The following is a 25,657-nucleotide window of genomic DNA, read 5'->3' on the forward strand; positions in this document are numbered from 1 at the left end:
AAAAAAACCTGCCGGCTGGCAGGTTTTTTTATGACCTCTTACTTATGCACCACCACCAGCTTCTGGTTCACAAACTCTTTGATCCCCAGATCCGACAGCTCGCGCCCGTAGCCGGAGCGCTTCACGCCACCGAACGGCAGCTCTGGCGCGGTATCGGTGAGCCAGTTGATGTACACCATCCCGGTCTCAATCCGCGACGCCATTTTCTTCGCGCGCTCGATATTCTGGCTGAATACCGCCCCGCCCAGGCCGTAGTGGGAGTCGTTCGCCAGCGCGACCGCCTCGTCGTCGTTTTTCACCACGTACATCTGCGCCACCGGGCCGAAGAACTCTTCGAAATACGCCGGGTTATCGCGGGAGATATTCGTCAGGATCGTCGGTTCGAAGAAACTCCCGTCGCGCTGCGCCGGTTTGCCGCCATAGTGCAGCGTGGCGCCGTTTTTCACCGCCTCGTTAACCTGTCTGGTCAGCGTTTCGAGCGCATCTTTAGACGACAGCGGCCCCAGCGTGGTGCTTTCGTCCAGCGGATCGCCAATCTTCACCTGCTTAAACGCCTCGGTGAATTTGCTCAGGAAGGCATCCGCAATCTTTTCATGCAGGATAAAGCGCTTCGCCGCGGTACAGACCTGCCCGGCGTTGTTGAGCCGCGCGTTAACGCCAATTTTCACGGCCTTCTCAAGGTCTGCATCGTCCAGCACCACGAACACGTCGTTACCGCCCAGCTCCAGCGTGGATTTCTTAATGTGCTTCGCCGCCTGCGCGGCCACCGCGCTGCCGGCCTTTTCGGAGCCGGTTAATGCGGCGCCCTGCACGCGATCGTCAGCAATGATATTCGCCACCTGCTCGGACGAGATAAACAGGTTGGTCCACGCCCCTTCCGGCGCCCCCGCCTCGCGCACCAGATGGGCAAAGGTCTCGGCGCAGTGCGGCACGATGCTGGCATGTTTGGCGATGACGGGGTTACCCGCCGCCAGGTTTGGCGCCAGGACGCGCATCAGCTGGTAGTACGGGAAGTTCCACGGCTCAACGGCCATCAGCACGCCGATGGGGTGATGCTCCACCCAGGCTTCACCGAGCTCAGAGTCGTACTTCTCCGGGGCCAGGAACCGCTTCGCGTTGTCGGCGTAGTAGCGGGCGATCTGCGCGCACAGCTTCACCTCGCCGCGGCTCTGTTCGATGAGCTTACCCATCTCCTGGCTGGCGATTTTCGCCAGATCCTCCACACGCTCGTCGATCAGATCGGCAAGCTTATGCAGCACCGGCAGGCGCTGGCTGATGTCGCCTTTCGCCCAGTCCGAATGATAAAGCGCATCGGCCGCCTTCAGCGCCGCTTCGATATCCGCGTCGGTATGTGAGGGGTATTCTTTGATGAGCTGGTTAGTGGCAGGATTTACTGTCTGATAAGCCATGTCGAATCTCCTTGTTTTACCGCTTAGGGTATTAAGGGTAGTCAACATGACTGGCTATGGACGTAAAGTTGGGTATATCCGGAAGGTTCTTAATGAAGCGCTGCCGGACGGTTCGCTGACGTGGTATAAAAAATCTTCAGAAGGAGCGCCCATGACCGATACCCGACATATCCGCCAGACTTTTCACCGCGCCTCAGGCCTTGAGCTACGCAGCACCTGGCAGAGTACGCAGGCGTACAAACGCCACAGTCACCCTCAGCTCTCCATCGGCGCGATTGTGGAGGGCCAGACCTGCTGCCTGTGTCATGACAGAGAGTACATCCTTAACCCCGGGGACCTCATCGCGATCCCGGCCGGTGTGCCGCACAGCTGCAACCCCGTCGCCGGGCAACCGCGCAGCTACCATATGCTCTACATCGACACCGGGCTTCCGCTGGCGCTACAGGTGATTCGTAGCCCAACCCTGTTTGCCCATTACCTGGACGTTGTTGAGACCCTGTCTCCGGCGTCCCTTGAGACCCTGCTTTCTGCCCTTCCCCGCGCCGCGGATAACGCTGACGCGCTTCGCGCAACCAGCCAGCAGATTCAGCAGGCGTTTCTTTCCGATCTCACCTGCCCGCCTTCCCTCGACGAGCTTGCCCAACGCTTCTCGCTGCGCAAGGAGACGCTGATCCGCACCTTCAGGCAGGACACCGGCCTGACGCCGGGCAGTTTTCTCAACATCTCCCGCGTGGAGTACGCCAAGGTGCGGCTACGTGCCGGGGACGATATTGCCGACGTTGGCTACCAGAGCGGCTTTGCCGACCAGAGCCATTTTCATAAGACCTTCGTCAGCTATACCGCCGCCACGCCGCGCCAGTACGCCACCGGCCGATCAATATCAGACAATAAATAGGCTCTGCAGCGCCGTACTCTGACCTCGGATTGTTAAAGGAGGTCGCTATGGAACTGTTCTTCCCTTCCGCTTTTCTCGCCCTGGCGCTGGCGCACTTTGTCGCCCTGCTAAGCCCGGGCCCGGATTTCTTCCTGCTCGTGGGCTATGCCGCGCGCTATCGGCTACGCGGCAGCGCCGGACTGTGCCTCGGCATCGCCGCGGGCAACGCGCTCTATATTCTTCTGGTGATTATCGGCTGGAGCGCGCTGCGCCAGTTTACGTGGCTGTTTACCCTTATCGAACTTTGCGGGGCGCTGTACCTGCTGTGGATCGGCTCGCATCTGATTCGCAGCCGCCAGCAGGCGCTGGCGCTGAATGAAACCCACCAGCGCTTTCCCTCACGGCAAAAGCAGATCCTGCTGGGGCTCGGTTCGGCGCTGCTAAACCCGAAGAACGCGCTGTTCTATCTGGCGCTGATGACGGCCTTGCTGGGGCCGGACGTCACGCTGCTTCAGCAGGCGACCTGCGGCGTCTGGATGGTGATGGTGGTGCTGGCGTGGGATGTCGCGCTGGTGTCGCTGATGGGGCTATCGGCGGTACAACAGAAGCTCAGCCGTTCGCTGTGGTGGATTGAGCGCACGGCGGGGGTGGTGCTGATGGGATTTGGCGGGTGGGTGCTGTGGCGGCTACTGGAAAATATACGCTGAGATAGCGGGCAGCCTGACGCCGCCCGTTGCTTATTTTTTGTTTTGATCGCGCAGCATAGCTTCACGCAAAATGGCATTGAGCCTCGTCTGGTAACCTTTTCCAGGCCGTTTAAGCCACTCCATCACGTCAGCGTCGATACGTACAGACGCCTGAGTTTTGAGTGGCCGATAGAACTTCCCTCGCACCGCCCCTGACCACTGTTCATCTCCCGTGGCAGGGATATCGCTGTAATCAATCTCTGCTTCCGATTTTTCGGCTAGTGCTTTGAGCTCAGCCTCACGGCGAGCACTCATCTCAGGCGCACTACCGCGTTTATGTTTAACCATGCTCATAACGGCTCCTCTCTTTACGGTCCGCCTTTCGTGCGCTAATGATTCGAATGACTTCGTCACCACTTTCAAAACGTACCGTGTGTGCGACCATAATGACAATTAGACCATGTACAAGGCCAATGGTCTGCCAACGGAACTCTCCATTTTCATGACGATCCTGCAAAGATAAATGGTAAGGATCGTCAAACACCAGAACAGCTTCTTCAAAGCGGATCCCATGCTTAATGAGATTGCTTTTCGCTTTGTTGGTATCCCATTCAAACTCCGTTGGCATAGTGTACCCTTCCCTTATTGTATATACAAAAAAGCATATACAAAACGTTCGTAAATTGAACCGGTCGACATCGTTCAATTTCAATATCTGAAGGCGCATTCCAGAAGCTGAAACGCGGAGGTCCTTCTCCTTCTTTGCACTTTCCCCCCGCTTCCCTCTATCCTTAACCCATGGAAAAAATAGCTGAACTCAAACGCGCCAAGCTGCTGGCGCTGTCGCTGCTGCTGGTTGCCGCCGCGGCGTTTATCACCACCCTGTTCCTGCCGCAGACCTTCTGGGTGCGCGGCGTGAAGGCCATTGCCGAGGCGGCGATGGTCGGCGCGCTGGCAGACTGGTTTGCCGTAGTTGCGCTGTTCCGCCGGGTGCCCATTCCGTTTATCTCGCGCCATACGGCGATTATCCCGCGCAATAAAGACCGGATCGGCGACAATCTCGGCCAGTTTGTGCAGGAGAAGTTTCTTGATACCCAGTCGCTGGTGGCACTCATCCGCCGCTATGAACCTGCCCAGATGATCGGCGCCTGGTTCAGCAAGCCCGACAACGCTCAGCGCGTCGGGCTGCACTTGATGCAGGTGATGAGCGGTTTTCTCGAACTCACCGACGATGGACGCATTCAGCGCCTGCTCAAACGGGCGGTGCATAAGGCCATCGACAAGGTCGATTTCACCGAAACCAGCGCCGTGATGCTGGAGAGCATGACCAAAAACAACCGCCACCAGGTGCTGCTGGATGCGATCATCAACCGTCTGATTACCCTGATTCAGCGGGAGAGCACGCGGGACTTTATTGCCGATCAGATTGTCCACTGGCTGAAGACCGAACACCCGCGCAAAGCGATGGTGCTGCCCACCGAGTGGCTGGGCGATCAAAGCGCGGAGATGGTGTCGAACGCGGTGAACGCGCTGCTGGACGATATCAGCCACGACCGCACGCACCAGATCCGCCAGGCGTTCGACCGCGCCACGCTGAAGCTTATCGACAACCTGAAAAACGATCCGGAAATGGCGGCGAAAGCCGACAACATCAAGCACTACCTGAAAAACGATGAGGCGTTTAACCGCTATCTGGGAGAGATGTGGGCCGACCTGCGCCAGTGGCTGAAAGCGGATATGCAAAGCGAGGATTCGCGCGTGAAGCAGCGCATCGCCAACGCCGGGCTGTGGTTTGGCGAAACGCTGTCTAACGACGCCAGCCTGCGGGCGTCGCTGAACGAACATCTGGAGCAGGCCGCGCACCGCCTCGCGCCGGATTCCGCCGCGTTCCTGACGCGCCACATCAGCGACACGGTCAAAAGCTGGGACGCCAAAGACATGTCCCGACAGATTGAGCTCAATATCGGAAAAGACCTGCAGTTCATCCGCGTCAACGGCACGCTGGTCGGCGGGACGATAGGCCTGATCCTGTTTTTACTCTCGCAGCTGCCTGCCGTGCTGGGGCATTAATCTACTTTGGGCGGCGCGATGACGTAGCGCGTCGCCTCAAAGCGGTTGAGGATCAGGTGCACCAGGAAGACCATCGTCAGCGTTGCGACCAGCGAAAAGGTAACGGAGGTGATGCGGTAGAGATCGCTGAACACCAGGTCAGTGTCCGGGTGCATGTTCTGCCCGAACATAATGCCGATGGTCGTGATGCTGGAAAATCCCACGCCCGCGCCCACCTTTTCCATCACGTGCAGGCGCGCGCCAAACGCCAGCCCGAGGCCGATCAGCGGCATCATCAATAGCATATGGCTGCTGTGATCGTAGAGAATCAGCTGCACCACCAGAATGTAGAGACAGCCCAGCACCACGCCGACCACGCGCCAGATCGAGCTCATCACCGAACCGCGGTAGTGCATGGGGAACAGAATCAAAATCCCCGCCATCAGCGCCGAAAGCGAATCGCTTAAGTCGCTAATCTGAAACACCACGAATATTAGCGTCGCGACGGTGCCGGAGAGCAGCGACTCGTGGCGCACGCGGGCATCGTCTTTCTCAATCAGCGGCGGCGGCCTGCGGGGCTCCACGTCCGGCAGGAGATAGTTCATCAGCGCGCTCAGGCACACCGCCATCACGCTCGCTTCGATGTTGGAAAACAGCAGCGTGTGCCAGCTGGTGGTGGGGTAGCTCATAAAGTTGAGCATCACGCTCTGGCACACCACGCCCATTGAGCCAAACAGGAACAGCGGCCCCTTGCTCATAAAGCGAAAACGCATTACGTACAGGGCGAACACCACCAGCGTCATGATGACCGGCCATTGCGACAGATAGCCGATGATGAAGATCATTTCGACGCAGTTTAGCGCGGCGCTGAAGATAAACTGCTTCGCCACGTGGCGGTTAAACACCGGCACCAGCGACAGGAGCATGATCGGGTAGACCACGAAAAATACGCCGTAGCTGGTGTTGTAGAAGCTGGAGATGCTCAGCGCAATCATCCCGGCGAAGACGATGCGCAGGGTCTGGCGAAAGTCGTTTGCCGTATAGACGATGTTGCCGTGCGGGGTAAACACCCGCGCCAGGGTGCTAATAGACATAGTGAAGCAGGCTCACCAGGTGGATCTGCATCCCGGAGAAAAAGCGCGCAAACGGCCCTTCGCTGTTGTAGAGCTGCACGGTCGCGCGGGCGCCGGTCGGCAGATGCTTCGGCAGCGCTTCATCCAGCGTCACGTGAATGCGCATGCGTTGGGCATCGCGCACCCAGCGGTTGGAGGTTTCAGGTTCGGACAGCTGACCGTTAACGGCCTCCTGACCCGCCAGTATTCCCGCGTCGCTGCTGGTCACGTGGGCGCGGAAAACGTGCCCCGGAAAGGCGTCAAACACCACGGCGGCATCGGTGCCCTGATGGGTATGGCGCAGGCTCTTCTCGCGAAAATCAGCGACGATATCGGTCTGGTTGTTCACCAGCGCCAGCGCGGCGGAGCCGGATGAGGCATAGAAACCGGGACTTAACTGCAGATTACTGACCGTGCCGTCCGCCTGGGCGTAGACCTTCGTCCAGCCGAGGTTAAGCTCCGCGTCATCCAGCGCGTTACGGTATTTTTGCAGCGTCACGTTGCGATGCTCGTCCCGCTCGCCGCGCTGAATGCGCAGGTTATGGATATTGGCCTGGATAGAGCTGACGGACTGCTCGCTGCTCTGCCAGGTGGTGCGAACCTTATCCAGATCCGCCTGCGAGACGTTCTGCAGGGTGCTCAGCTTCTGGTAGCGGTCGAAGGTCACTTTGTCGTTACGCGCGGTCAGCACGGCGGTTTTCAGGCTAGCCTGCGCGGCAGCGATCTGCGCATCCAGCTGTTCGTTGGAAAGGCGTGCCTGCTCAAGCGCGATTTGCGCCGCTTCCACTTTATTGCGAAACGGCGTGTCGTCGAGCTCAAACAGCAGATCGCCTTTCTTCACCTGGCTGTTGTTGTGGACATGTACCGCCGCCACGTAGCCGGAGACGCGCGGAGAAACCGGCGTCACCACACGCATCACGGTGGAGTCCGGCGTCAGCGGGATCCAGATATCCGCGACGATAAAGTAGACAAACATCAGCAGGAAAGAGGCAATACTCACCCTTACCCAGCGGGCAAACTTTTGTTCAGGGGTCATTATTTTTCGGTCTTATTATCTTCTTCGCGGATTGTCCGCAAATTGCAGGCGAATTGATTCAGGGTGGCGCTGAAAATATCGATATGTTCCGGCGCGATGTTTTGCGATACGCGCGCCTGATAGGTCTCAATCACCTGAGTGAGCCTTTTTAATATGGCTTTTCCCTCAGGCGTCAGCGTCAGAAGCCGGATGCGCTTGTCATAAGGCGATACGGAGCGCAGCAGGTAACCCTGCTTTTCCAGCTGTGTCAGGGTGCGCATCAGCGGCGGCAGTTCAATGCCCTGCACCTCCGCCAGCTCACTCACGGAGACGTTATCCCCGAGCTGATGAAGCTGCATCATCACCGTCCAGCTCGACTGGGTTAACCCGGTATCGAGAATGGCGTCGTCGATTACCGCACGCCACTGGCGCACGATCATCGCCATCCGCATGCCCATCGGCCTGCGGCTAAACAGTTCTTCTTCGCTCATGGGGAAACCTCTCGTCACACGCGGTAACGATAATAGTTATCAGGGTAAGTATCAAGAAACGAGAGGTAAAAGAGCAGGAATTGCGAAACGATTTTCTCCCTCTCCCCGTGGGAGAGGGTCGGGGTGAGGGCACCAGCCCGCAGCAGAGTTTAGCGGCTAAAAAGTCTCTGAACGGCACTTTTCCCCGAAGCCGTCACCACCACCTCCCTGTACCCCGCCACCCGCTGGATCCACCCTTTGCTTTCCAGATGAATGAGCAGCGCCGCGCCCGCCTCACCGCCCAGATGAAACCGCCGCTCGCTCCAGTCCAGACAGGCGCAGCAGGCTTTTCGGCGCGGGTGAGCGCTTAACGAAACGCCGAGCGTCAGGAACTGCTCGCGGCCATACGGCGTGAGCGCTGAACCGTCTGCCTCCAGCCAGCCTTCCGCCTGCATAAAATCGTAGATTTGCACCGCAACCCTTCCGGCAAGATGGTCGTAGCAGGTTCGGGCCTCGCGCATGGCTTTCGGCGCGGTTGTTTCCGGCGGGGTGATGCGGCTCCAGGAGAGCCCCATCATATGCTCGACCAGCGCCGCCACGTCGTGCCCCGCCAGACGATAATAGCGGTGCCGCCCCTGCGACAGGCAGGTAACCAATTGCCCTTCCACCAGCCGGGCGAGATGGCCGCTGGCGGTCGACGGCGCAACGTCTGCCGCCGCGCTCAGCTCGGTAGCGGTCCACGCCCGCCCGTCCATCAGCGCGCACAGCATCTTTACACGCGACGGATCGGCCATTGCGGCAGCCACCGCGGCAATGGCCTGTTCCAGCGCCGCGCCGTTATCAGGAGGTAGGCTCGTTTTTAACATGTGTCGCCCAGGGTTCGGTGATCTCTGCGGCCAGCTTATCATCATCCGTCAGCAGAATAAGGTGAACGTCATACATCCGCGTGCCCTCCGGTTTCGGAACTGTACTCCCGCACCAGCTGCGCCACCCGGATACGGTAGTACGCGAAAATCGACTCCCGCCCTTCGGCCTGCGCCGCCTGATGGAATACGTTCTGCTTCCAGCGGCGGACGGCCTCTTCGTCGCGCCACCAGGAAAGCGACAGGATTTTGCCGTCGGTCGTCAGGCTCTGAAAACGTTCGATATCAATGAAGCCGTCGATGTCCGCCAGCAGAGGTTTGAGTTCGGCAGCGAGCTGTAGGTAGCGCGCCTGATGGGCGGGCGCGGCTTTGGCTTCGAAAATGACTGCAATCATGATGGTCTCTCCGTAGTGATTTGGAGAGAGAATGCAGGGTAGAGAGGAACGATGCTTCGGCAAAGAGCGAAGTGTTGTGCCGGTTGGCGCTGCGCTTATGCGGCCTGTGGGCTCCTGTAGGCCCGGTAAGCGCAGCGCCACCGGGCAGGTTTTAGCTCAGAATCGACCTGGGCTCCATAAACGCCCGAATTCCCCACTCGCCCATCTCGCGCCCCACGCCGGAGTGCTTAAACCCGCCGAACGGCGCTTTCGGCTCATGGGTAAGGGTATTCACCAGCACGCGACCGGAAACAATCTGCTGCGCCACGCGTCGCGCGCGGTTCGCATCGCCGCCCAGCACCATCGCGCTCAGGCCGTAGTCGGTATCATTGGCAATGGCGATCGCCTCCCCCTCGTCACGATAAGGGATCACGCACAGCACCGGGCCGAAAATCTCATCACGGGCGACCGTCATCTGGTTGTTCACGTCGGCAAACAGCGTAGGGCGCACAAACCAGCCGTCTCGCGTGCCGTCTGCTCTCCCTTCACCACCCGCCAGCAGGCGCGCGCCCTCTTCGATTCCTTTACGGATATAGCCCTGTACCCGCTGCCACTGCTTTTCGCTGACCATCGGGCCGACGTCCGTCGCGCTATCGCGCGGATCGCCCGATTTCACCGCCGCCACGGCCTGCGCCAATGCGGCTTCGATCTCCGCCTTGCGCGCCTGCGGCACCAGAATGCGCGTTCCGGCCACGCACGCCTGCCCGCTGTTCATAAATCCGGCCTGAATCACCAGCGGGATCGCCTGCGCCAGATCCACATCATCCAGCAGGATCGTCGGCGATTTACCGCCTAACTCCAGGGTAACGCGCTTAAAGCTCTCCGCCGCGTTGCGCAGGATCGCCTTGCCGGTATTCGTCGAGCCGGTAAACGAGATTTTTGCCACGTCGGGATGACGGCTGATGGTTTCACCGACGGTTTCGCCGCGTCCGGTGACGATGTTAAACACGCCCGCCGGCAGCGCGGCATCGCGCAGCGCTTCGGTGACAATCCGGGTTTGCAGGGCGCTCATTTCGCTCGGCTTGATGACGGCCGTACAGCCCGCAGCCAGCGCGGCCGCCAGCTTGCCGCAGATAAACCCCGCGTCGCTGTTCCACGGCGTGATGAGCCCGGCCACGCCAAGCGGCGTCATCTGCACCGTCGCTGCGCCTGCGGGGGTGATAAATTCAAACGCCTCCAGCGCCTCAATGGCCTGAGCAATCACCTCCGCCGGATAGCTAGCCATCCACGCAGAGCGCGAGGCGGGCGCGCCGTACTCTTCAATGACCGCTTCCAGCAGATCGTCGTGACGGGCGGCCACGGCGGCGTGCATACGTTTTAGCGCCGCGAGGCGTTCCTGCTTTGTGGTCTGCGACCACGCCGGAAACGCCGCTTTCGCCGCCGCAACGGCGCGCTCCGCGTCAATCTCATCCGCCAGACGAACCTGGCCGATGACCTGCGCCGTCGCCGGGTTGTACAAATCAAACCACTCGTTGCCGTGCGGGGTAACAAATTCGCCGTTAATAAAGATCTGTTCGATGGTGTGCATATAAACCTCCTCAGGCTGTGTGAGCACAGTCTGTCACGGCTTCTCCGTTGCGATAATCCACGCTATGCTGCAAGGGTTGTTTCGATTTTCAGGATAATCTATGCATCGTTCAGGTCTGACAGAGCTGGAAGTGGTGATGGCGGTCGTGCGACGCGGCAGCTTTCGCGCCGCCGCGCAGGAGCTGGGCATGTCAGCCACGGCGGTAAGCAACGCCATCGCCGGGCTGGAGAGCCGCCTTGATACCCGCCTCTTTAACCGCACCACCCGCAGCGTGGCGCTCACCGACGCCGGACAGCGCTACGTGGCGCGTATCGGCCCGGCCCTGCAGGAGATCCGTCTCGCCAGCGAGGAGATCCACAGCGACACCGGGGAACCCGCCGGCACGCTGCGTCTGAACGTGCCGAACCATATCGGCACCCTGTTTCTGGACCAGCTGCTGATCGACTTTATGATCCGCTACCCGAAGATGCGCGTAGAGACCGTCAGCGAAGCGCGAATGATCGACATCGTCGCGGAAGGCTATGACGCGGGGATCCGCCTTGAAGAGTCCGTGCCGCAGGACATGATCGCCGTGCCGCTGACCGGGGAGATCCGCCAGCTGGTTACCGCCACGCCGGACTATTTTGCCCGTCACGGCATTCCGCAGACGCCGGACGATCTGCTTTCGCATCAGGGGATCGGCATGCGCATGGCCCACGGCGGGATCTACCGCTGGGAGCTGGCGCGTCGGGGGGAAACGTACGCCCTTGCCGTGCCGCCGCGCTTTGCGACGTCCGATCTTTTTGCCTCGATCCGCGCCGTAAAAGCGGGATTAGGGGTGGGATTTTTGCCGGAACTGTATATCCGTGAAGAGCTGGAGCGTGGAGAACTGGTGAGCGTCTTAAACGACTGGGCGCAGCCCTTTGCCGGACTGCGCCTTTACTACCCCGGCCATCGCCACGTCCCGCCAGGCCTGCGGGCGCTGGTGGCGACGATCCGCGAGCGCGGGATTATTCCAGGTTAGCCTTGTTCAGCCCGTAAGCCGCGTCCAGCGAGCCCGGTGCCATGCGGGAGGTGATCCCCAGACGGTTCCAGGCGTTGATCGCCACGATGGCGAAGTTCAGCTCTGAAATCTCCACGTCCGAGAAGTGCTCCGCCACGCTGCGGTACAGCGCGTCGCTCACCCCGTGAACGCCAATCTGGGTCAGCGCTTCGGTGAAGGCCAGCGCGGCTTTCTCGCGGGCGCTGAACAGCGGGGACTCGCGCCAGGCCGCCAGATGGTACAGGCGCAGCTCGCGCTCGCCGGCAATTTTGGCCTCTTTCGAGTGCATATCCAGGCAGAAGGTACAGCCGTTCAGCTGCGACACGCGAATGTCGATCAAGTGCTTCAGCGCCGGGTCGATGGAGGTTTTTGCCACCTCCATGCTCAGGGCAGACAGCGCGTTGGCGAGGGCGGGTGTAACTTTGTGGTGGTTAACGCGAGTGCTCATTGTCTTTCCTCTTTTTTGTGCGGCATATGTCATGCGATGCGGCAAATCTACGCCGTTCATGACATAGTAAAAAGATACAAAAAGCGTGAAACGAGGTAGGACATGAAGCCGGGCTATCACGAGATTTATTCCCGCTATCGCGACAACATCATGCGCGGCGTGCTGAAGCCGGGCGATAAGGTGCCTGCCATCCGCGTGCTGGCGGAAGAGCTGAAGGTGGCGCGTAAAACCGTCGAAACGGCGTATGCCATTCTGACGGGGGAAGGGTATCTGGTGAGCCAGGGGGCGCGCGGCACGCGGGTCAACCCGGATCTGCTGTTGCCGGATAAGAGTGCCCCTGCGGAACAGCCCACCGGCGCGCTTCCGGCCTCGCTCATCAGCCAGCGCGAGCGGGCCGGGTTTCTGCGCCCTGGCATCCCCGCCCTCGACAGCTTCCCGTATAAAAAATGGCTGTTGCTGGCGGGTCAGGCGACGCGCGCCATGCGTCAGGAGGAGATGCTCAATCCGCCCGTTCTGGGCTGGTATCCGCTGCGCCAGGCCATCGCCAGCTATCTCAATATTTCACGCGGGCTGTCCTGCAGCGCCGAACAGGTGCTGATCACCAGCGGCTACAGCGGCAGCCTGCGGCTGATCCTCGACACCCTCGCCAGCCGCAGCGACAAGGTAGTGTTTGAGGATCCGGGCTACTTTATGGGCCAGCAGCTGCTCAAGCGGATCGTGCCGCGCCTGCACACGGTGCAGGTCGATCGCTGCGGCATCGATACGGAATACCTGCTCCGTCACCATCGCGACGCCCGTTTTGCCATCGTCACCCCGTCGCACCAGAGCCCGCTGGCGGTCACCCTCTCCCTGCCGCGCAAGCAGCAGCTGCTCGACTGGGCCAGCCAGAACGAGGCGTGGATCATCGAAGACGATTACGACGGGGAGTTTCACTACACCCGCAAGGTGCTGCCGTCGCTGAAAAGCCTCGACCAGCACGATCGGGTGATTTTTATGGGCACCTTCAGTAAAACCATCATGCCGTCGCTGCGCATGGGCTACGTGGTGATGCCCGCCAGCACCGTCGGGGCCTTTACCGACTGCGCGGACATTACCACCAGCGGCCAGCCGGTGCTGACGCAAAAGATCCTCACCGCGTTTCTCAACGAAGGGCATTTTTTCCGTCACCTGAAAAAGATGCGCGCGCTGTATCAGACCCGCCGCGACTGGATGATTGCGGCTCTCCGCGAGGTGTATGGCGATCTGTTTTTCACCGAGCAAAACGACGGCGGGATGCATATCGTGGCGTTCCTGACCAGAGGCAGCGGTGACCGGGAAGTGGCGCGCTGCTGGCAGGAACAGCAGCTGCAGGTGAATGCGCTTTCGGAGTGGTATTGCGGGTCGGGCAAACGCTACGGGCTGGTGATGGGCTATAACAACGTGCGGTCGTATGAAGAGGCGCTGGCGTTGCTGGAGAGGCCGAAACGGGAGACGCTTGAAATATTACTCTGAAATCAGATATCTGCCCAATTAGCACCGATTTAAAATATCGATATAATCTGATGGCTTTTTTACATTTCTAAGGAAAAGAAAATGAAATCAATTTTGGGATTTGATTATTTATTAACACCACGCGTGCTGGTCTTATTTTACTGGATCGCCATGCTGCTTATTTTTGCGGGCGGTGTGTATACCATGTTCAGCGACCACCTCATCACGGGCTTTATCGGTACGATATGCAGCCTGGTCGGATGCCGCGTGATGTTCGAACTGATTATGGTTGCGTTCAAGAACAACGAATATTTGCGCCGTATCGCTGAAAACACGTCGGTAAAATCTGCCGAATAATCCGCTTTTTATATGCCGGGTGGCGGCTAAGCCTTACCCGGCCTACGGGATCGAGCAGGCCCGGTAAGCGTAGCGCCACCGGGCAATCCTATGCTCACACATCATACCGCGACAACCCAACGTCCTTGAGCTGCTCGTCGCTCATCTGGCTCAGGATGCGGCGAGTGCGGTTGATGCGATACCAGTTGCAGATCGTTTTGCCGATCCAGACAAACACGACGAACGGACGTTTTGAACGATTCTCATAGAATTCCATGATGCTCTCCTCACTGTACCAGTGGGGTTATCATCCTGGAAATCGGCCTGTGCAATACAGACTCAAAAACACCTTTTGTTTAACATACAGATCCGCTAAAACAGTATCTGCATGCCAATTTTTACGGCAATCTGTACTGGTTTTACAATCTGTATGGTGAAAACAAAGGATACAGCATGACGCGCTATCAACATCTGGCCAACCTCCTGGCAGAACGCATTGAACAAGGGCTGTATCGCAGCGGCGAACGTCTGCCGTCGGTACGTACGCTGAGCCAGGAGCACGGCGTGAGCATCAGCACCATACAGCAGGCCTATCAGATCCTCGAAAACCTCCAGCTGATCACCCCTCAGCCGCGCTCCGGCTATTTTGTCTCGCAGCGCAAGGCCCAGCCGCCGGTTCCGGCCATGACGCGACCGGTGCAGCGCCCCGTGGACGTCACCCAGTGGGATGAGGTGATGATGCTGCTGGACGCCCGTGCCGATAAAGAGATGATCTCCTTCGGCGGCGGCTCGCCGGATATTAACCAGCCGAGCCTGAAGCCCCTGTGGCGCGAGATGAGCCGCATCGCGCAGCACAACCCTGCCGAGATGCTGAGCTATGACGTGCTCGACGGCCGCCTGGAGCTGCGCGAGCAGATCGCCCGCCTGATGCTGGACGGCGGCTCCACCGTGGCAGCGAACGAGATTGTCATCACCAACGGCTGCCACGGCGCGCTGTCGATTGCCCTGCTCTCGGTGTGCAAGCCGGGGGATATCGTGGCGGTGGAGTCGCCGTCGTTTCATGGCACCATGCAGATGCTGCGCGGATTTGACATCAAGGCGATTGAAATTCCTACCGATCCCGAGACCGGGATCAGCATCGAGGCATTAGAGCTGGCGCTGGAGCAGTGGCCGATCAAGGCCGTGATTCTGGTGCCCAACTGCAATAACCCGCTCGGGTTTATCATGCCGGAAGCGCGGAAAAAGCAGGTCTTAGCCCTGGCCCAGCGGCACGATATCGTGATCGTGGAGGATGACATTTACGGCGAGCTGGCGGCGGAGTACCCGCGCCCGCGCACCATTCATTCGATGGATATCGACGGCCGCGTGATCCTCTGCAGCTCGTTTACCAAAACCGTGGCGCCGGGCCTGCGCGTCGGCTGGATTGTGCCGGGGCGCTATTACGACCGGGTGATGCACATGAAATACGCCGCAGGCGGGTTTAACGTGCCGGGTACGCAGATGGCGGTGGCGGCGTTTATTCGCGACGGCCATTACCATCGCCACGTGCGCCGTATGCGCCAGATTTATCAGCAGAATATGGAAACCTACACCTGCTGGGTGCGGCAGTATTTTCCGGCAGAGATTTGCGTCACGCGCCCGCAGGGCAGCTTCCTGCTGTGGATTGAGCTGCCGGAGAAGGTCGATATGGTGTGCGTCAGCAAGCAGCTGTGTCGGCTGAAGATCCAGGCCGCGGCCGGATCGCTGTTTTCCGCCTCCGGGAAGTACCGCAACTGTCTGCGGATCAACGTGGCGCTGCCGCCGACGGAGAAGAATCGCGAGGCGTTGAAGAAGATGGGTGAAGCGATTGTGATTGCGATGGAGGAGTAGTGCGGCCTGATGCCCTCACCCCGACCCTCTCCCACAGGGAGAGGGAGAAAACCGATCCTGTAGGCCCGGTAAGCGCAGCGCCACCGGGCAACAGGCAGGTTACTCGTCGAAGTACCAGTATCCCTGGTTAATCAGCCCGGTGAGCTCTTCAACAAACGCCGGGTTATTCAGCGCATCGCCCAGCTCGGCCTGGCCGAGTTCGGTGTAGCGGCACAGCGCATCCGCCGCTTTCGCGTCTACCGTCTCCAGCTGTTCGCTGTTGATAAAGAAGCTGCCGTTGACGTTCAGCACGCGCAGGCCGCTCAGGCGAGACAGCGTTTCGCCGCCCTGCAGCGCGTCCAGCACCTCTTCCGGCGCGTACGGCGGCTCGGCGGTGGCGATATCCAGCTCGTGGCGCGGCGTGGAGACAAAGCTGCCGAACCATTTTGTGAAATCATCCGGCTTGCTAATCATGTCGAACATCATCTGGCGAATGCGATCGAGTTCGTACTGCTCCACGCGGCCCGGGTGTTCGCGACAGGTCAGATCCGGATCGCTGTAGTGCTCGCCCCCCAGATCGTTTTCCAGCGCGTAATCGGCGAAGCTGCTGATCAGATCGCGACCGTTCGGCCCGCGGAAACCGACGGAGTAGTTGAGCGCCGTCTCATGGGTAAAGCCGTCGTGCGGGAATCCAGGCGGGATGTAGAGGATATCGCCCGGGGCCAGATCTTCGTCGATGATCGGCTCAAACGGATCGACGTGCAGCAGCGCCGGATGCGGGCAGAACTGACGCATCGGCAGCTTGTCCCCCACGCGCCAGCGGCGACTGCCCATCCCCTGAATAATAAACACGTCATACTGATCGATATGCGGACCCACGCCGCCACCCGGCACGGAGAAGGAGATCATCAGGTCATCCAGACGCCAGTCCGGCAGGACGCGGAACGGACGCACCAGCTCCGCGGCGGGCATATGCCAGTGGTTCACCGCCTGCGCCAGCAGCGACCAGCCGGTTTCACCCAGATCGTCAAAGTGCTCAAACGGACCATTGCTGGCCTGCCATTTGCCGTTGAAATGGCTCACCAGACGGCTATCGACTTCCGGCTCCATCGCTAGCCCGGCCAGCTCGTCCGGAGTAATCGGGTCGACAAAATTCGGGAAGGCATTTTTCAGCACTACGGGTTGTTTTTGCCAGTATTTCTCAAGAAATTCCGGCCAGTTCAGGTTCAGTTGATACGCCATGGGTAGCACCAGTGAGAGGGGAAACAGGCGCGATTATGGTGGAGAGCGTGGAGGGCTGCTTTGTCGTGGGTCAAGCGCAGATGATTTGCCTGCCACGCGCGTGTTGGCAATGATTAAACCTGGTCATTAGGTGAAGTGGTATTAAAGTAAAACTTAAATGATAATTTTTCCTGAACCTTTTCCCCCGTCCGACGTTTACTTTTACTCAAGGCATCTTACCTCTTAAAACTGGTAGTTTTTTAATTTTAAGAACAAGATTAGCATTAGAGATTGTCATTCTTTATATTTAGCTCTAAGCTATTTTCTTTTGCATACCTGGCTCATTAAAGGCAATGATTAGAATCACAAGGACTGTTGAAAGCGAACATTGCTTACAAGAATATATTTCAACGTTTTCTGCCTTAAATAATCTTATTGACCGACACCTTTCTAAAACTTATCTCAATCTTTTTGCCCGCCCTCAGCAGGCTGAAGATGGTGCGGTTGAATGGTATAGCGAAATAAATGGTAAACCCCAACGCTTTAACGCTTTAAACGTCGTTGAGCGAGACAAAATCGCCATACTCCTCTCACAAAAGCTGGCGGCACTCACTCAACTTCATCAAACACTCTCGACTAGCGCGCAGACTTCTCCCGAAACACTGCAGTTACTGGCAAAAATAGCCAGACAGCCCTCACCAGAAAGAATATGGATCGTTGACGGTCAGCCTGTGATTACAGGCTGGGACATCATGCCTGAAACTAAGTTGCCGGCAGAACCGCTGGCTAAAAAGCGTGGGTGGTTATGGCTGGGGCTTTTAGCACTGGCTCTGCTTCTGGCTCTTGTTCTCCTGCGCGGCTGCTGGCCGACTGTCAAAGTAGCCACTCCTGCCGTTTCTCCCGTCCAGCCAGCCCCTGAGCATCAGGTCAAAATGCTCTGCCCGGCACAGCGGACAAAACAGCAGGCACCTGAAATGGTTATTATTTTTGATGCTTCTGGCTCTATGGCCATGAGCATGGATGCCACACCAGAAGAGATAATGCGGTGGATGCAGGATAAACCTGTACCCGGTATCGATCGTGAACCTCGTCGCATTACGCTCGCGCATCAATCCGCTAAACACATTATCGATGACGTGCCAAATGACATGGACATTAGCCTTATTGCCGCAGCTAATTGCCACCAGGTGAACGCAACTCCGGCTTTCCTGCCGGAACAACGCGCTGAGCTAAAAAAGTTAATTGATAAAATCCAGCCGGTGGGTAAAACCGCTCTGGCAGAGGCGTTAGAAGAGGCGGGGAAACGAGTTAATGGCGTTGACCGTGATGCCATAATTCTACTGGTGACGGACGGGGAAGAGACATGCGGAGGCTCGCCTTGCGATGTCGCGCTTGAGCTAAAAAAACGTAAGCCCCGATTACAGGTCAATGTTGTCGATATCATGAATACCGGCGCCGGAAACTGTATTGCCAGCAATACAGGTGGAAAGGTATTTGCTGTCAATAATACGCAGGAGTTTAATAAGATGATGAACAACGCCGTGAAGGAATATATACCGCAGGGTTGTGATTAACACATTAGAGAAAATGAATACATTGCCAGAAATATAGTTTCACAGCGAAACCTTTTTTGCGGCAATCGGATATGCGCACGTCCCAATAATAAGTTTAGTTTAGGTCTAAACGTTTTCGGCCATTTGCCGATAATACTCAATATTTTGTTGCCATAAACAATTGACGCAGATTACCCGGCGTATTTGCGGCGTCCTTTTCCACAGTGGAACTTGCTTTCACTTGTTCGTTTAACAGCAAAGGCATGCAGCGTGAAAGAAATTTTTCTATGCAGTGACAAGCTCGATAAATATCAGTCGATGGGTGAGAATGGACAGGCAGTATATATTTCCGCATTACAGCTGCGTGAAACCCTACGACTTAGAAAACAAACGGCGGTTGCTGACACTTTAGCCATCCCGCAAATCAGCGAGCATGGCGATCGAATCGACTGGTATGCCCCGCTGGCCGGTGACGTTATTCCATGGACGGCCGCAACGGAAGCTGAGCGCCAGGCCGCGCTCGCGCAACTCGAAACCACCCATGCAGCGTTTCGCCAGATAAGTAATGAATTTGCCCAAAGCCAGCAGCCGGAACGCCGGCTCTTTGGGAAATTACTTGAAAAAGCGATGCAATTCCCCGATCAGCAGCACGTGTGGCTGGTAGGTGGAAAGCCAGTCATCAGTTTTTGGGGATTTGTGAACGCCACTAACCAGGCCCGCATCGAGCCGTTAGACTGTTTGCGTCCAATATCTACAGCCTTGCCTCCGCAATCAGCCAGTATTGAACCGGTGATACCAGAACGCACTTTCACGCATCAAAAGCACGCCCAAAGACGCTGGTGGTTGCTCTTACCCGCATGGTTGCGTTGGCTACTGCCGCTACTTCTGTTACTCCTTTTAGCGTTACTGTTCTTACGGGGTTGCATGCCAGGCATAACGATCCCTGGTATTTCATCTTCCGTACCCGCTTTGCCCGCGCCCCACCTTCCAACAGCCGAATCTCTTGCGCCGTCGTCAAGGGCCATCATCAGCACAACAACGTCTAAGGCGAACCTGCATTCGACAACGGGCAGTGAGATTTTAAGCACCACGGGCACTTCACTCACAACGTCACAAGAGCAATCAGCATTACAAACGCCGTCACAAAGCGCAGCAGCAACGGCATCTGCTGTGGATCCTGCGTCAGCCACGAATAGCCCTCATCCCGGCGGAACAGCACCTGCTCTCGAAGCGCCATCGGCCAATACCTCAACTGGCGCTAAAGTCCCGTTGACCCTGCCCGCATCTTCACTGGCCCAAGGAAACACCCGTTTTCTGGACGGGAACTGGCACGCAGGGGCTGGTATTCAGGATCAACGCACAGGAAAGCCCCTTAGTCTGAGTTACCAAATCAATGACGGTAAGGGCGAAGTACAGATGATCCGTGGCGACGGTGTGACCTGTCGTGGCGCGGTCAACGCGGCCATTCAGTCAGGTCATCTCGCCATTAACAATCAGGGAGAAGCACAGTGCTCCGATGGCTCACGCTACCAAATGCCAGAAATTCTGTGTGCTCCCGGCGCGCAAAACATTGCGGATTGCAAAGGCCGTTACGACGCCAAAACACTTTTCCCTATTTCGATGAAGCAGGAGGCAAGTCAGTAAATGCTCGCTGAACTCACTGATTTTAAAAAACAGGTCAAACTTATTCGCGACAGCGGGATCCAGTTCCTTGATTTCGCCTTTACCCTGCCAACGCGTAAAGAATATGGGGAATTTCTTCGTCAACAGGGCGACGAGGCTATTATGCGGCTTATCTATAATGAGAGGGAAGATAAGCTGCAGATCCCTCAGCCTGACAGCGAACCTCCTCGCTACGCAGACTCCGACTACACATTGACGACCGAAGAGTCGCTACGCCTCTATCGCGGCCTCTGGTTACCGCTGCCATTTTTCCGCTTCAACCCGCCACGAGCCTTTGCTCACGGGCCGTATAACTGGTCACGCGTCCAGTTCCATGAGCTGCCTGAGCCGGATGAAAAGGGCAATACCTGGCGCGCTACTCTGATTTTTGATACCAAAATTTTCCCGGATCGCGAGAATACGCAGTATCTCGCACCGGGCGAGGATGATATCCGTTCAGGGGCGGGATTTGCTCTGGCACGCCATCCTCACGAGATGGGGGAGTTTCTCTCACTGCCATGGGTGAATGAATGGCTACGGGAAATTTTCAGTACTCAGGCTCGCGAAGTATTACGCCAACATATTGATGACATTGATGAACAACTACTGCAGAAGGAACATCAGGCGCATTATCTTAACCTGCTGCATGTCCTGGCGACGACGATTGTCGTTCCTGAAGTACAGGTCAACGACGTAAAAATCCGGGACTCAGCGATACCTGTAGATCTCGTGCTGGACATTGGTAACTCACGTAGCTGCGGCATCCTGATCGAAGAACATCGTGACGACAATAAAGGGCTTTCTCAACTTTATCAGCTTCAGCTGCGAGATTTGAGCCAACCGCAATTTGTTTATAACGAGCCTTTTGACAGCCGTCTCGAGTTTGCCCAGGCCGAATTCGGCAAGCAGGATTTCTCGCTAAAAAGCGGGCGCAGCGATGCCTTCACATGGCCAACCATTGGACGCGTCGGCGGAGAAGCCTTCAGAATGGCGGCTCAACGCCTGGGTACCGAGGGCTCAACAGGGATCTCCAGCCCTAAACGCTACCTCTGGGACGATCAACCCTATTCACCGGGATGGCGCTTTAGCCAGGCCTTCGTGAAAAGTGACAGAGAGCCGTTAGCCACTGCAGCACCGCTGCTGTATATGATCAACGATCAGGGGAAATTGCTCATTCGCCTGAAAAATGAAGAAGACCGTATGCCCGTCTTCACGCCGGTATACAGTCGTAGCTCGCTGATGACGATGATGTTGTCAGAGGTATTAAGCCAGGCTCTCATGCAAATCAACAGCCCTTCACAGCGGCTGAAGATGAACCACGCCAGCACACCGCGTCGTTTACGAAATGTCATTATGACTGTCCCTCCGGCGATGCCAAAGCCTGAGCGCGCTATCTTTGAGGAGAGCATGCATGACGCTATCCGCATGGTCTGGAAAGCGCTCGGCTGGGAAGAGATGGATTATGAAGGCGATGACCCGCAGTGCTTGAAATACGCCCATCCAGGCGTACACGTGAAGTGGGACGAAGCCACCTGTGGGCAGTTGGTATATCTCTATAACGAAACGCAGAACTACTTTGGCGGTCGCACGGACGAATTTTTTGCAGCTACTCGCCGTCCCGATACTCAAAAGGACACCAGCGATACACGCTCATTAAAAATCGCGTCGATTGACATTGGCGGAGGAACGACCGATCTCGTCATTTCTCGCTACACGCTGGATGAAGGCCAGGGCATTAACGTCCGGATTACCCCGAAACAGCTTTTCCGTGAAGGGTTTAAGGTAGCAGGCGACGACATACTGCTGGATGTTATACGGCTTTTCCTCCAGCCAGCAGTAAAAGCGGCCATGACCAAAGTCGGCCACAGCGATCTTGCAGCCGAATCAATGATGTCACAACTGTTCGGTAGTGAATCGATCGAAGCCGGAAAACAGGTATTACGTCAGCAGCTTACATTACAGATCTTCGCGCCTCTGGCATTATCTATTTTGCATCGCTATGAAGAGTACTCCCCGGAAAATGGGCGGGAGATACTGAATTACACCTTCCGTGAGCTACTTGCCGATAATCTTCCAACCGAGAAAGTACAGGATTACGTCAACGACGTTGCCCGTTCCGGACAGCTTGCGAGCGAAGTACCGTTCTCCATTCTGGATGTACCGCTGGAGTTGGATCTTGCGCGTCTGCACAATGAATTTATCGACCCTCGCAGCGGGCGAATGAACATTTGCCACAGCCTGCGCGCGTTGTGCGAAGTGCTTTGGCACTACAACTGCGATGTATTACTTTTAACCGGTCGTCCATCCCGCCTGCCGGGAATTCAAGCGCTCATTCGCCAGCTTCAACCTGTTCCCCCTTCTCGCGTGCTGCCACTCCACGGTTATGAAACCGGTGGCTGGTATCCGTTTAACAAGAAAGGATGCATTGACGATCCGAAATCGACAGCCGTTGTGGGGGCGATGCTGTGCCTGTTAGCGGAGAAATCCAGGCTCAACAACTTCTTCTTCCGCACTGCGAACTTTAAGCCTTATTCAACCATCCGCTATGTCGGGATGCTTGATGGAAACAATGTGATTAAAGACAGCAATGTCGCCTATCGCGACGTTGATTTGGACTCCGCTGATTTCCAGTTACCGGAAGGGAAAGGCTTTGAAGCACGGGGGGAAGTGCGTATCGGTTTCCGCCAGCTTGATAACGAACGCTGGCCATCGACCGCACTTTACACCCTAAAAATTACCAGTGCGAACCTGGCAAGCGAGCTGTCGGGTGATGCTGTAATAAGCATCGGTTTAACCGCAGAACAGGGACGTGGACGTAGTAGCGAAGAACCGGTCAGTCCGGAGCGCTTCCAGATTGGCTCGATGGAAATGAAAAACGCACAGCGCGGCTATGGTCGTAGAGATGTTGCATTCCAGTTGAACACAATGGTCGGTAATGGGCTGAGTGAAACCCATTACTGGCTGGATAGCGGGAGTATTAAAAGCTAATGAGCACTATTCATCCCAACACCATTATCCAGGGCTGGAATGGCGTCGAACAAGGTGCAGGCCGGGCCATTGACTGGATCGCAAGCGTTCGTCAGGACGCGCCGCGCCTGAACACTGAAGCCGATCGCCTGACCATGAACTTGCGCCGCAGCCGTAACAAAGCACGCAGATTGGCGCAGGCCGCAGCGAAACCGATGACAATCGGCTTCTTTGGCTTGTCGCAGGCAGGCAAATCGTATCTCATTTCCGCGCTGGCTGCGGGTGAAAACGGAAAGCTGGAAACACGCCTCGGCGGCAATCAGCTCGATTTTCTGACACACATCAACCCGCCTGGCGGCGGCAAAGAGGCGACGGGTCTTGTTACCCGGTTTAGCCGCAGTGCTCAGAGCTCAGACGACCGCTGGCCTGTCACGTTACAGCTCTTCAACGAAGTGGAAATGGGGAAGATCCTCGCCAACGCATTCATCCATGACTTCAACCAGGAAAAATTTGACTGGCAGTTCGATGAAAAACGCATCAGCGATCTGTTAACGTCCCTGTCGAAACGACGCCTGACCTCCCGCAGCCCTGGCGTGACCGAAGATGACGTAGTTTCTTTTTGGGATTACCTCATCCGCCATGCTGAGAAAACGCAAAGCCGTTTTGCCCTGACCTACTGGCCACAGGCAGTAAGCCTCGCACCATGGCTTTCTGTTGAAGATCGCGGCCAGCTTTTCTCCGTTTTATGGGGCGAAGTACCAGAACTAACCAATGCCTATATCCGTTTTGCCAACACGCTACAGCGTCTCGGTGGAGTGCAGGAGCTGCGTGCCCCGCTGAGCACGCTGGTTCGTAACGAAAACGGCCTGCTTATCCAGCGGGATAGCATCATGAACGTCGATATGCTGGAGCGGCTGAATACCCCGTCGGATCAGACTATTGAAGTCTGTCCTGTGGTAAATGGGCAAACGGGTGCGTCTATTTCGCTATCGCTGGCAGAGCTCACTGCGCTTACCGTTGAATTGCATATCCCGCTAATGGCTCCGCCTCGCGAAACAATCTTCGAAGCCGTCGACTTGCTTGATTTCCCGGGTTATCGCGGCCGTCTGGCGGTGGAGTCCATGAGTGATGTCACTCGCGAGGTTAAAAATGCAGAGAGCAACCCGCTAGCGCAGTTAATTTTGCGCGGAAAAGTGGCCTATCTTTTTGAACGCTACACCGAAAACCAGGAGATGAATGTCCTGGTGGTGTGTACGGCCTCAACAAAACAGTCCGATGTCAAAGAAGTGGGCGGCGTTCTGGACGAGTGGATCCGTTACACCCAGGGCGCCGATGCCGACGCGCGTGGTCGTCGCTTACCTGGCCTAGTCTGGGCATTAACCATGTTTGATCTGCGCATTAGCCAAAACCTTTCCCATGACGAAGCACTTCTTCGCCAGTCCTGGGGGCTTGGCGGGATGATCAAAATGGCGATGACCGAGCGTTTTGGCCAGTACAAATGGATGCAGGAATGGAGCCAGGGTCAGGCGTTCAATAACACGTTCCTGGTACGCAAACCGCGCCAGCAAACGCCCTTTATCCGCATGAACGCAGGTAGTGAAGCGGCTTTCAACGACGACAATGGCGGGCAGCTCGCACTGATGCGGAAAACCTTCCTTGAAGATGAAGCTGTCGCTCGCTACATCGCGAACCCTGCTGAAGCCTGGGATGCGATGCTCACCCTCAACGACGGTGGTATGCGCCGAATGGCCGATTATCTGGCCCGCGTCGCCCGCCCTGAACTGAAACTGGAGCGGATCGCAGAACAGCTCGACGAGATCCGCCACGAACTGGTCGAAGGGGGACTGGGGAACTGGTACCAGCCGGACGGCGAAGAAGAGCTGTCCAGAAAATCCCGAATTGCGCAAGAGATCCTTGCCACCCTGAAAAAACGCAGCGGCATGCACGGCGAACTGCTGGCGCGGTTGGTTCCGGCACGCCGCGATCTCCATGCACTTTACATGCAGCAAACGACCCTGTCTGCGCCTGAAGCAGAAGAAGAAGATGCAGGATTCTTTGATATCGGTGTGGAAGATGCTTTCGAAAGCAGCGCAACTGCGGTGACGACGCACAGCCATGAGATCGCTTTCGCGCACCAGAGCGTTCAGCTCTGGATTAACCATCTGCGCGGCCTGCCTGAAACCGCCGCCATGCTCAACTACATCAGTCTTCCGCGCCCGATTGCCGAAGCGCTGGTAGACGAATTGATCACGGGGTTATTGCGTTCACGTGTCGAGGACGCGCTGGTCAATGCAATGAAAAATACCGAGCAGGCTGGCGTTCGTCGCGAACGTATGGTCGAGCGTCAGGTTTCACGCGTGCTTCACGTGATGAGCGATTTCATCACCTGGCTGGGCTATCAAAATATGCCGGAATCGAAACGCCCGGCCCGTCTCAACCAGCCCGAACAGCCGATCTTTACCCGTCCACCAACGTGCGACAGCGTGGTCTGGAAAGGTGATGAACGCCTGGCACGCCTGACGCCGCAACAGCTGAACTACAGTGCCTTCTTTATCATCGACTGGCTGGTTGGCCTGGAAGCACTCATTACCGAAAACGCAGGTCATTCTGCCGGACGCGAGATTAGCGTCGCGCAGAACGAAAATCTGGGCGTCATTCTCCGCCAGATTAAATTGGCAAAGGAGTAACTGG

At 57.1% G+C, this 25,657-nt stretch carries 23 protein-coding genes and 1 pseudogene; 11 read left to right on the forward strand and 13 right to left on the reverse strand.

What is annotated here, in order from left to right; translation table 11 throughout:
- Window positions 1–38: 38 nt before the first annotated feature.
- Window positions 39–1,409: an NAD-dependent succinate-semialdehyde dehydrogenase gene (locus tag IM317_RS12610; RefSeq protein WP_033144550.1), complete on the reverse strand. Its 1,371-nt coding sequence runs from the start codon at window positions 1,407–1,409 to the stop codon at window positions 39–41.
- A 151-nt stretch (window positions 1,410–1,560) separates the two neighbouring features.
- Between IM317_RS12610 and IM317_RS12615 the strand changes: the two genes are divergently transcribed.
- Together IM317_RS12615 and IM317_RS12620 are read left to right on the forward strand one after the other, a co-directional pair.
- Entirely contained in the window at window positions 1,561–2,304 is a 744-nt protein-coding gene (locus IM317_RS12615) for an AraC family transcriptional regulator (protein ID WP_033146481.1), read from the forward strand.
- Between the two features lie 47 nt (window positions 2,305–2,351).
- Complete coding sequence (locus IM317_RS12620; protein WP_033144549.1) at window positions 2,352–2,990, forward strand: LysE family translocator; 639 nt, start codon at window positions 2,352–2,354, stop codon at window positions 2,988–2,990.
- Between the two features lie 30 nt (window positions 2,991–3,020).
- Here the strand turns inward: IM317_RS12620 and IM317_RS12625 are convergent, their stop codons facing one another.
- Entirely contained in the window at window positions 3,021–3,323 is a 303-nt protein-coding gene (locus IM317_RS12625) for a BrnA antitoxin family protein (RefSeq protein WP_033144548.1), read from the reverse strand.
- Window positions 3,310–3,597, reverse strand: coding sequence for a BrnT family toxin (locus tag IM317_RS12630; protein ID WP_010427219.1), 288 nt, complete (start codon window positions 3,595–3,597; stop codon window positions 3,310–3,312). Before IM317_RS12630 ends, IM317_RS12625 begins: the two co-directional genes overlap by 14 nt.
- Window positions 3,598–3,767: 170 nt before the next feature.
- Here IM317_RS12630 and IM317_RS12635 point away from each other — a divergent pair, with 170 nt between their 5' ends.
- Window positions 3,768–5,039, forward strand: a complete 1,272-nt coding sequence (locus IM317_RS12635; RefSeq protein ID WP_033144547.1) for a DUF445 domain-containing protein — start codon at window positions 3,768–3,770, stop codon at window positions 5,037–5,039.
- Here the strand turns inward: IM317_RS12635 and IM317_RS12640 are convergent.
- The 7 genes and pseudogenes from IM317_RS12640 to IM317_RS12665 all read right to left on the reverse strand — a co-directional run bounded on the left by IM317_RS12640 (window position 5,036) and on the right by IM317_RS12665 (window position 10,440).
- Window positions 5,036–6,112 carry a DUF2955 domain-containing protein gene (locus tag IM317_RS12640; protein ID WP_023310256.1) on the reverse strand — a complete coding sequence of 359 codons (1,077 nt, stop codon included), beginning with the start codon at window positions 6,110–6,112 and terminating at the stop codon, window positions 5,036–5,038. The two genes, IM317_RS12635 and IM317_RS12640, sit on opposite strands and share 4 nt — an antisense overlap.
- Entirely contained in the window at window positions 6,102–7,169 is a 1,068-nt protein-coding gene (locus IM317_RS12645) for an HlyD family secretion protein (RefSeq protein WP_101744430.1), read from the reverse strand. The genes IM317_RS12640 and IM317_RS12645 overlap by 11 nt, the downstream gene beginning before the upstream one ends.
- Window positions 7,166–7,636 carry a MarR family winged helix-turn-helix transcriptional regulator gene (locus IM317_RS12650; protein ID WP_033144545.1) on the reverse strand — a complete coding sequence of 157 codons (471 nt, stop codon included), beginning with the start codon at window positions 7,634–7,636 and terminating at the stop codon, window positions 7,166–7,168. Before IM317_RS12650 ends, IM317_RS12645 begins: the two co-directional genes overlap by 4 nt.
- Window positions 7,637–7,785: 149 nt before the next feature.
- Complete coding sequence (locus IM317_RS12655; protein ID WP_033144544.1) at window positions 7,786–8,481, reverse strand: helix-turn-helix transcriptional regulator; 696 nt, start codon at window positions 8,479–8,481, stop codon at window positions 7,786–7,788.
- Window positions 8,456–8,545 (reverse strand): annotated as a pseudogene (locus IM317_RS24195) (amino acid-binding protein); the annotation flags it as partial. The pseudogene IM317_RS24195 and the gene IM317_RS12655, both read right to left, overlap by 26 nt.
- 4 nt (window positions 8,546–8,549) lie before the next feature.
- Window positions 8,550–8,873, reverse strand: coding sequence for an antibiotic biosynthesis monooxygenase (locus tag IM317_RS12660; protein ID WP_033144543.1), 324 nt, complete (start codon window positions 8,871–8,873; stop codon window positions 8,550–8,552).
- A 151-nt stretch (window positions 8,874–9,024) separates the two neighbouring features.
- Complete coding sequence (locus IM317_RS12665; protein WP_033144542.1) at window positions 9,025–10,440, reverse strand: aldehyde dehydrogenase family protein; 1,416 nt, start codon at window positions 10,438–10,440, stop codon at window positions 9,025–9,027.
- Window positions 10,441–10,540: 100 nt separating this feature from the next.
- On the opposite strand from IM317_RS12665, the gene IM317_RS12670 reads away from it, so the two are divergent.
- Entirely contained in the window at window positions 10,541–11,443 is a 903-nt protein-coding gene (locus IM317_RS12670) for a LysR family transcriptional regulator (RefSeq protein ID WP_033144541.1), read from the forward strand.
- Here the strand turns inward: IM317_RS12670 and IM317_RS12675 are convergent.
- Window positions 11,430–11,909 (reverse strand): carboxymuconolactone decarboxylase family protein, encoded by a 480-nt coding sequence (locus IM317_RS12675; protein ID WP_014882392.1) that lies wholly within the window; start codon window positions 11,907–11,909, stop codon window positions 11,430–11,432. The genes IM317_RS12670 and IM317_RS12675 overlap by 14 nt on opposite strands.
- Window positions 11,910–12,011: 102 nt before the next feature.
- Here IM317_RS12675 and IM317_RS12680 point away from each other — a divergent pair, with 102 nt between their 5' ends.
- Together IM317_RS12680 and IM317_RS12685 are read left to right on the forward strand one after the other, a co-directional pair.
- Entirely contained in the window at window positions 12,012–13,400 is a 1,389-nt protein-coding gene (locus IM317_RS12680) for a PLP-dependent aminotransferase family protein (protein ID WP_033144540.1), read from the forward strand.
- Between the two features lie 81 nt (window positions 13,401–13,481).
- Complete coding sequence (locus IM317_RS12685) at window positions 13,482–13,736, forward strand: DUF4282 domain-containing protein (RefSeq protein ID WP_032660945.1); 255 nt, start codon at window positions 13,482–13,484, stop codon at window positions 13,734–13,736.
- Window positions 13,737–13,830: 94 nt separating this feature from the next.
- Here the strand turns inward: IM317_RS12685 and IM317_RS12690 are convergent, their stop codons facing one another.
- Window positions 13,831–13,992, reverse strand: a complete 162-nt coding sequence (locus IM317_RS12690) for a DUF1127 domain-containing protein (protein ID WP_023334364.1) — start codon at window positions 13,990–13,992, stop codon at window positions 13,831–13,833.
- A 176-nt stretch (window positions 13,993–14,168) separates the two neighbouring features.
- On the opposite strand from IM317_RS12690, the gene IM317_RS12695 reads away from it, so the two are divergent.
- The gene (locus tag IM317_RS12695; RefSeq protein WP_033144539.1) at window positions 14,169–15,584 is read left to right on the forward strand and encodes a PLP-dependent aminotransferase family protein; all 1,416 of its coding nucleotides are present in this window, start codon (window positions 14,169–14,171) and stop codon (window positions 15,582–15,584) included.
- Between the two features lie 99 nt (window positions 15,585–15,683).
- On the opposite strand, the gene IM317_RS12700 is transcribed toward IM317_RS12695, so the two are convergent.
- Window positions 15,684–16,805: a cupin domain-containing protein gene (locus IM317_RS12700; protein WP_033144538.1), complete on the reverse strand. Its 1,122-nt coding sequence runs from the start codon at window positions 16,803–16,805 to the stop codon at window positions 15,684–15,686.
- 332 nt (window positions 16,806–17,137) lie between these two features.
- Here IM317_RS12700 and IM317_RS12705 point away from each other — a divergent pair, with 332 nt between their 5' ends.
- The 4 genes from IM317_RS12705 to IM317_RS12720 all read left to right on the forward strand — a co-directional run bounded on the left by IM317_RS12705 (window position 17,138) and on the right by IM317_RS12720 (window position 25,653).
- Window positions 17,138–18,358 (forward strand): VWA domain-containing protein, encoded by a 1,221-nt coding sequence (locus tag IM317_RS12705; RefSeq protein WP_033144537.1) that lies wholly within the window; start codon window positions 17,138–17,140, stop codon window positions 18,356–18,358.
- Window positions 18,359–18,607: 249 nt separating this feature from the next.
- Window positions 18,608–19,981, forward strand: coding sequence for an SrfA family protein (locus IM317_RS12710; RefSeq protein ID WP_033144536.1), 1,374 nt, complete (start codon window positions 18,608–18,610; stop codon window positions 19,979–19,981).
- Window positions 19,982–22,987: a virulence factor SrfB gene (locus tag IM317_RS12715; RefSeq protein ID WP_033144535.1), complete on the forward strand. Its 3,006-nt coding sequence runs from the start codon at window positions 19,982–19,984 to the stop codon at window positions 22,985–22,987.
- Window positions 22,987–25,653 (forward strand): putative virulence factor, encoded by a 2,667-nt coding sequence (locus IM317_RS12720; RefSeq protein ID WP_033144534.1) that lies wholly within the window; start codon window positions 22,987–22,989, stop codon window positions 25,651–25,653. Before IM317_RS12715 ends, IM317_RS12720 begins: the two co-directional genes overlap by 1 nt.
- Window positions 25,654–25,657 lie beyond the last annotated feature (4 nt).

It is taken from the genome of Enterobacter cloacae complex sp. S3 (assembly GCF_014930495.1).
GTDB lineage: Bacteria > Pseudomonadota > Gammaproteobacteria > Enterobacterales > Enterobacteriaceae > Enterobacter > Enterobacter asburiae_B.

Bases quoted from the DNA above. Each gene is read 5' to 3' on its own strand.
- IM317_RS12610 (WP_033144550.1), bottom strand. From the start codon at position 1,409: ATGGCTTATCAGACAGTAAATCCTGCCACTAACCAGCTCATCAAAGAA.
- IM317_RS12615 (WP_033146481.1), top strand. From the start codon at position 1,561: ATGACCGATACCCGACATATCCGCCAGACTTTTCACCGCGCCTCAGGC.
- IM317_RS12620 (WP_033144549.1), top strand. From the start codon at position 2,352: ATGGAACTGTTCTTCCCTTCCGCTTTTCTCGCCCTGGCGCTGGCGCAC.
- IM317_RS12625 (WP_033144548.1), bottom strand. From the start codon at position 3,323: ATGAGCATGGTTAAACATAAACGCGGTAGTGCGCCTGAGATGAGTGCT.
- IM317_RS12630 (WP_010427219.1), bottom strand. From the start codon at position 3,597: ATGCCAACGGAGTTTGAATGGGATACCAACAAAGCGAAAAGCAATCTC.
- IM317_RS12635 (WP_033144547.1), top strand. From the start codon at position 3,768: ATGGAAAAAATAGCTGAACTCAAACGCGCCAAGCTGCTGGCGCTGTCG.
- IM317_RS12640 (WP_023310256.1), bottom strand. From the start codon at position 6,112: ATGTCTATTAGCACCCTGGCGCGGGTGTTTACCCCGCACGGCAACATC.
- IM317_RS12650 (WP_033144545.1), bottom strand. From the start codon at position 7,636: ATGAGCGAAGAAGAACTGTTTAGCCGCAGGCCGATGGGCATGCGGATG.
- IM317_RS12655 (WP_033144544.1), bottom strand. From the start codon at position 8,481: ATGTTAAAAACGAGCCTACCTCCTGATAACGGCGCGGCGCTGGAACAG.
- IM317_RS12660 (WP_033144543.1), bottom strand. From the start codon at position 8,873: ATGATTGCAGTCATTTTCGAAGCCAAAGCCGCGCCCGCCCATCAGGCG.
- IM317_RS12665 (WP_033144542.1), bottom strand. From the start codon at position 10,440: ATGCACACCATCGAACAGATCTTTATTAACGGCGAATTTGTTACCCCG.
- IM317_RS12670 (WP_033144541.1), top strand. From the start codon at position 10,541: ATGCATCGTTCAGGTCTGACAGAGCTGGAAGTGGTGATGGCGGTCGTG.
- IM317_RS12675 (WP_014882392.1), bottom strand. From the start codon at position 11,909: ATGAGCACTCGCGTTAACCACCACAAAGTTACACCCGCCCTCGCCAAC.
- IM317_RS12680 (WP_033144540.1), top strand. From the start codon at position 12,012: ATGAAGCCGGGCTATCACGAGATTTATTCCCGCTATCGCGACAACATC.
- IM317_RS12685 (WP_032660945.1), top strand. From the start codon at position 13,482: ATGAAATCAATTTTGGGATTTGATTATTTATTAACACCACGCGTGCTG.
- IM317_RS12690 (WP_023334364.1), bottom strand. From the start codon at position 13,992: ATGGAATTCTATGAGAATCGTTCAAAACGTCCGTTCGTCGTGTTTGTC.
- IM317_RS12695 (WP_033144539.1), top strand. From the start codon at position 14,169: ATGACGCGCTATCAACATCTGGCCAACCTCCTGGCAGAACGCATTGAA.
- IM317_RS12700 (WP_033144538.1), bottom strand. From the start codon at position 16,805: ATGGCGTATCAACTGAACCTGAACTGGCCGGAATTTCTTGAGAAATAC.
- IM317_RS12705 (WP_033144537.1), top strand. From the start codon at position 17,138: ATGATTAGAATCACAAGGACTGTTGAAAGCGAACATTGCTTACAAGAA.
- IM317_RS12715 (WP_033144535.1), top strand. From the start codon at position 19,982: ATGCTCGCTGAACTCACTGATTTTAAAAAACAGGTCAAACTTATTCGC.
- IM317_RS12720 (WP_033144534.1), top strand. From the start codon at position 22,987: ATGAGCACTATTCATCCCAACACCATTATCCAGGGCTGGAATGGCGTC.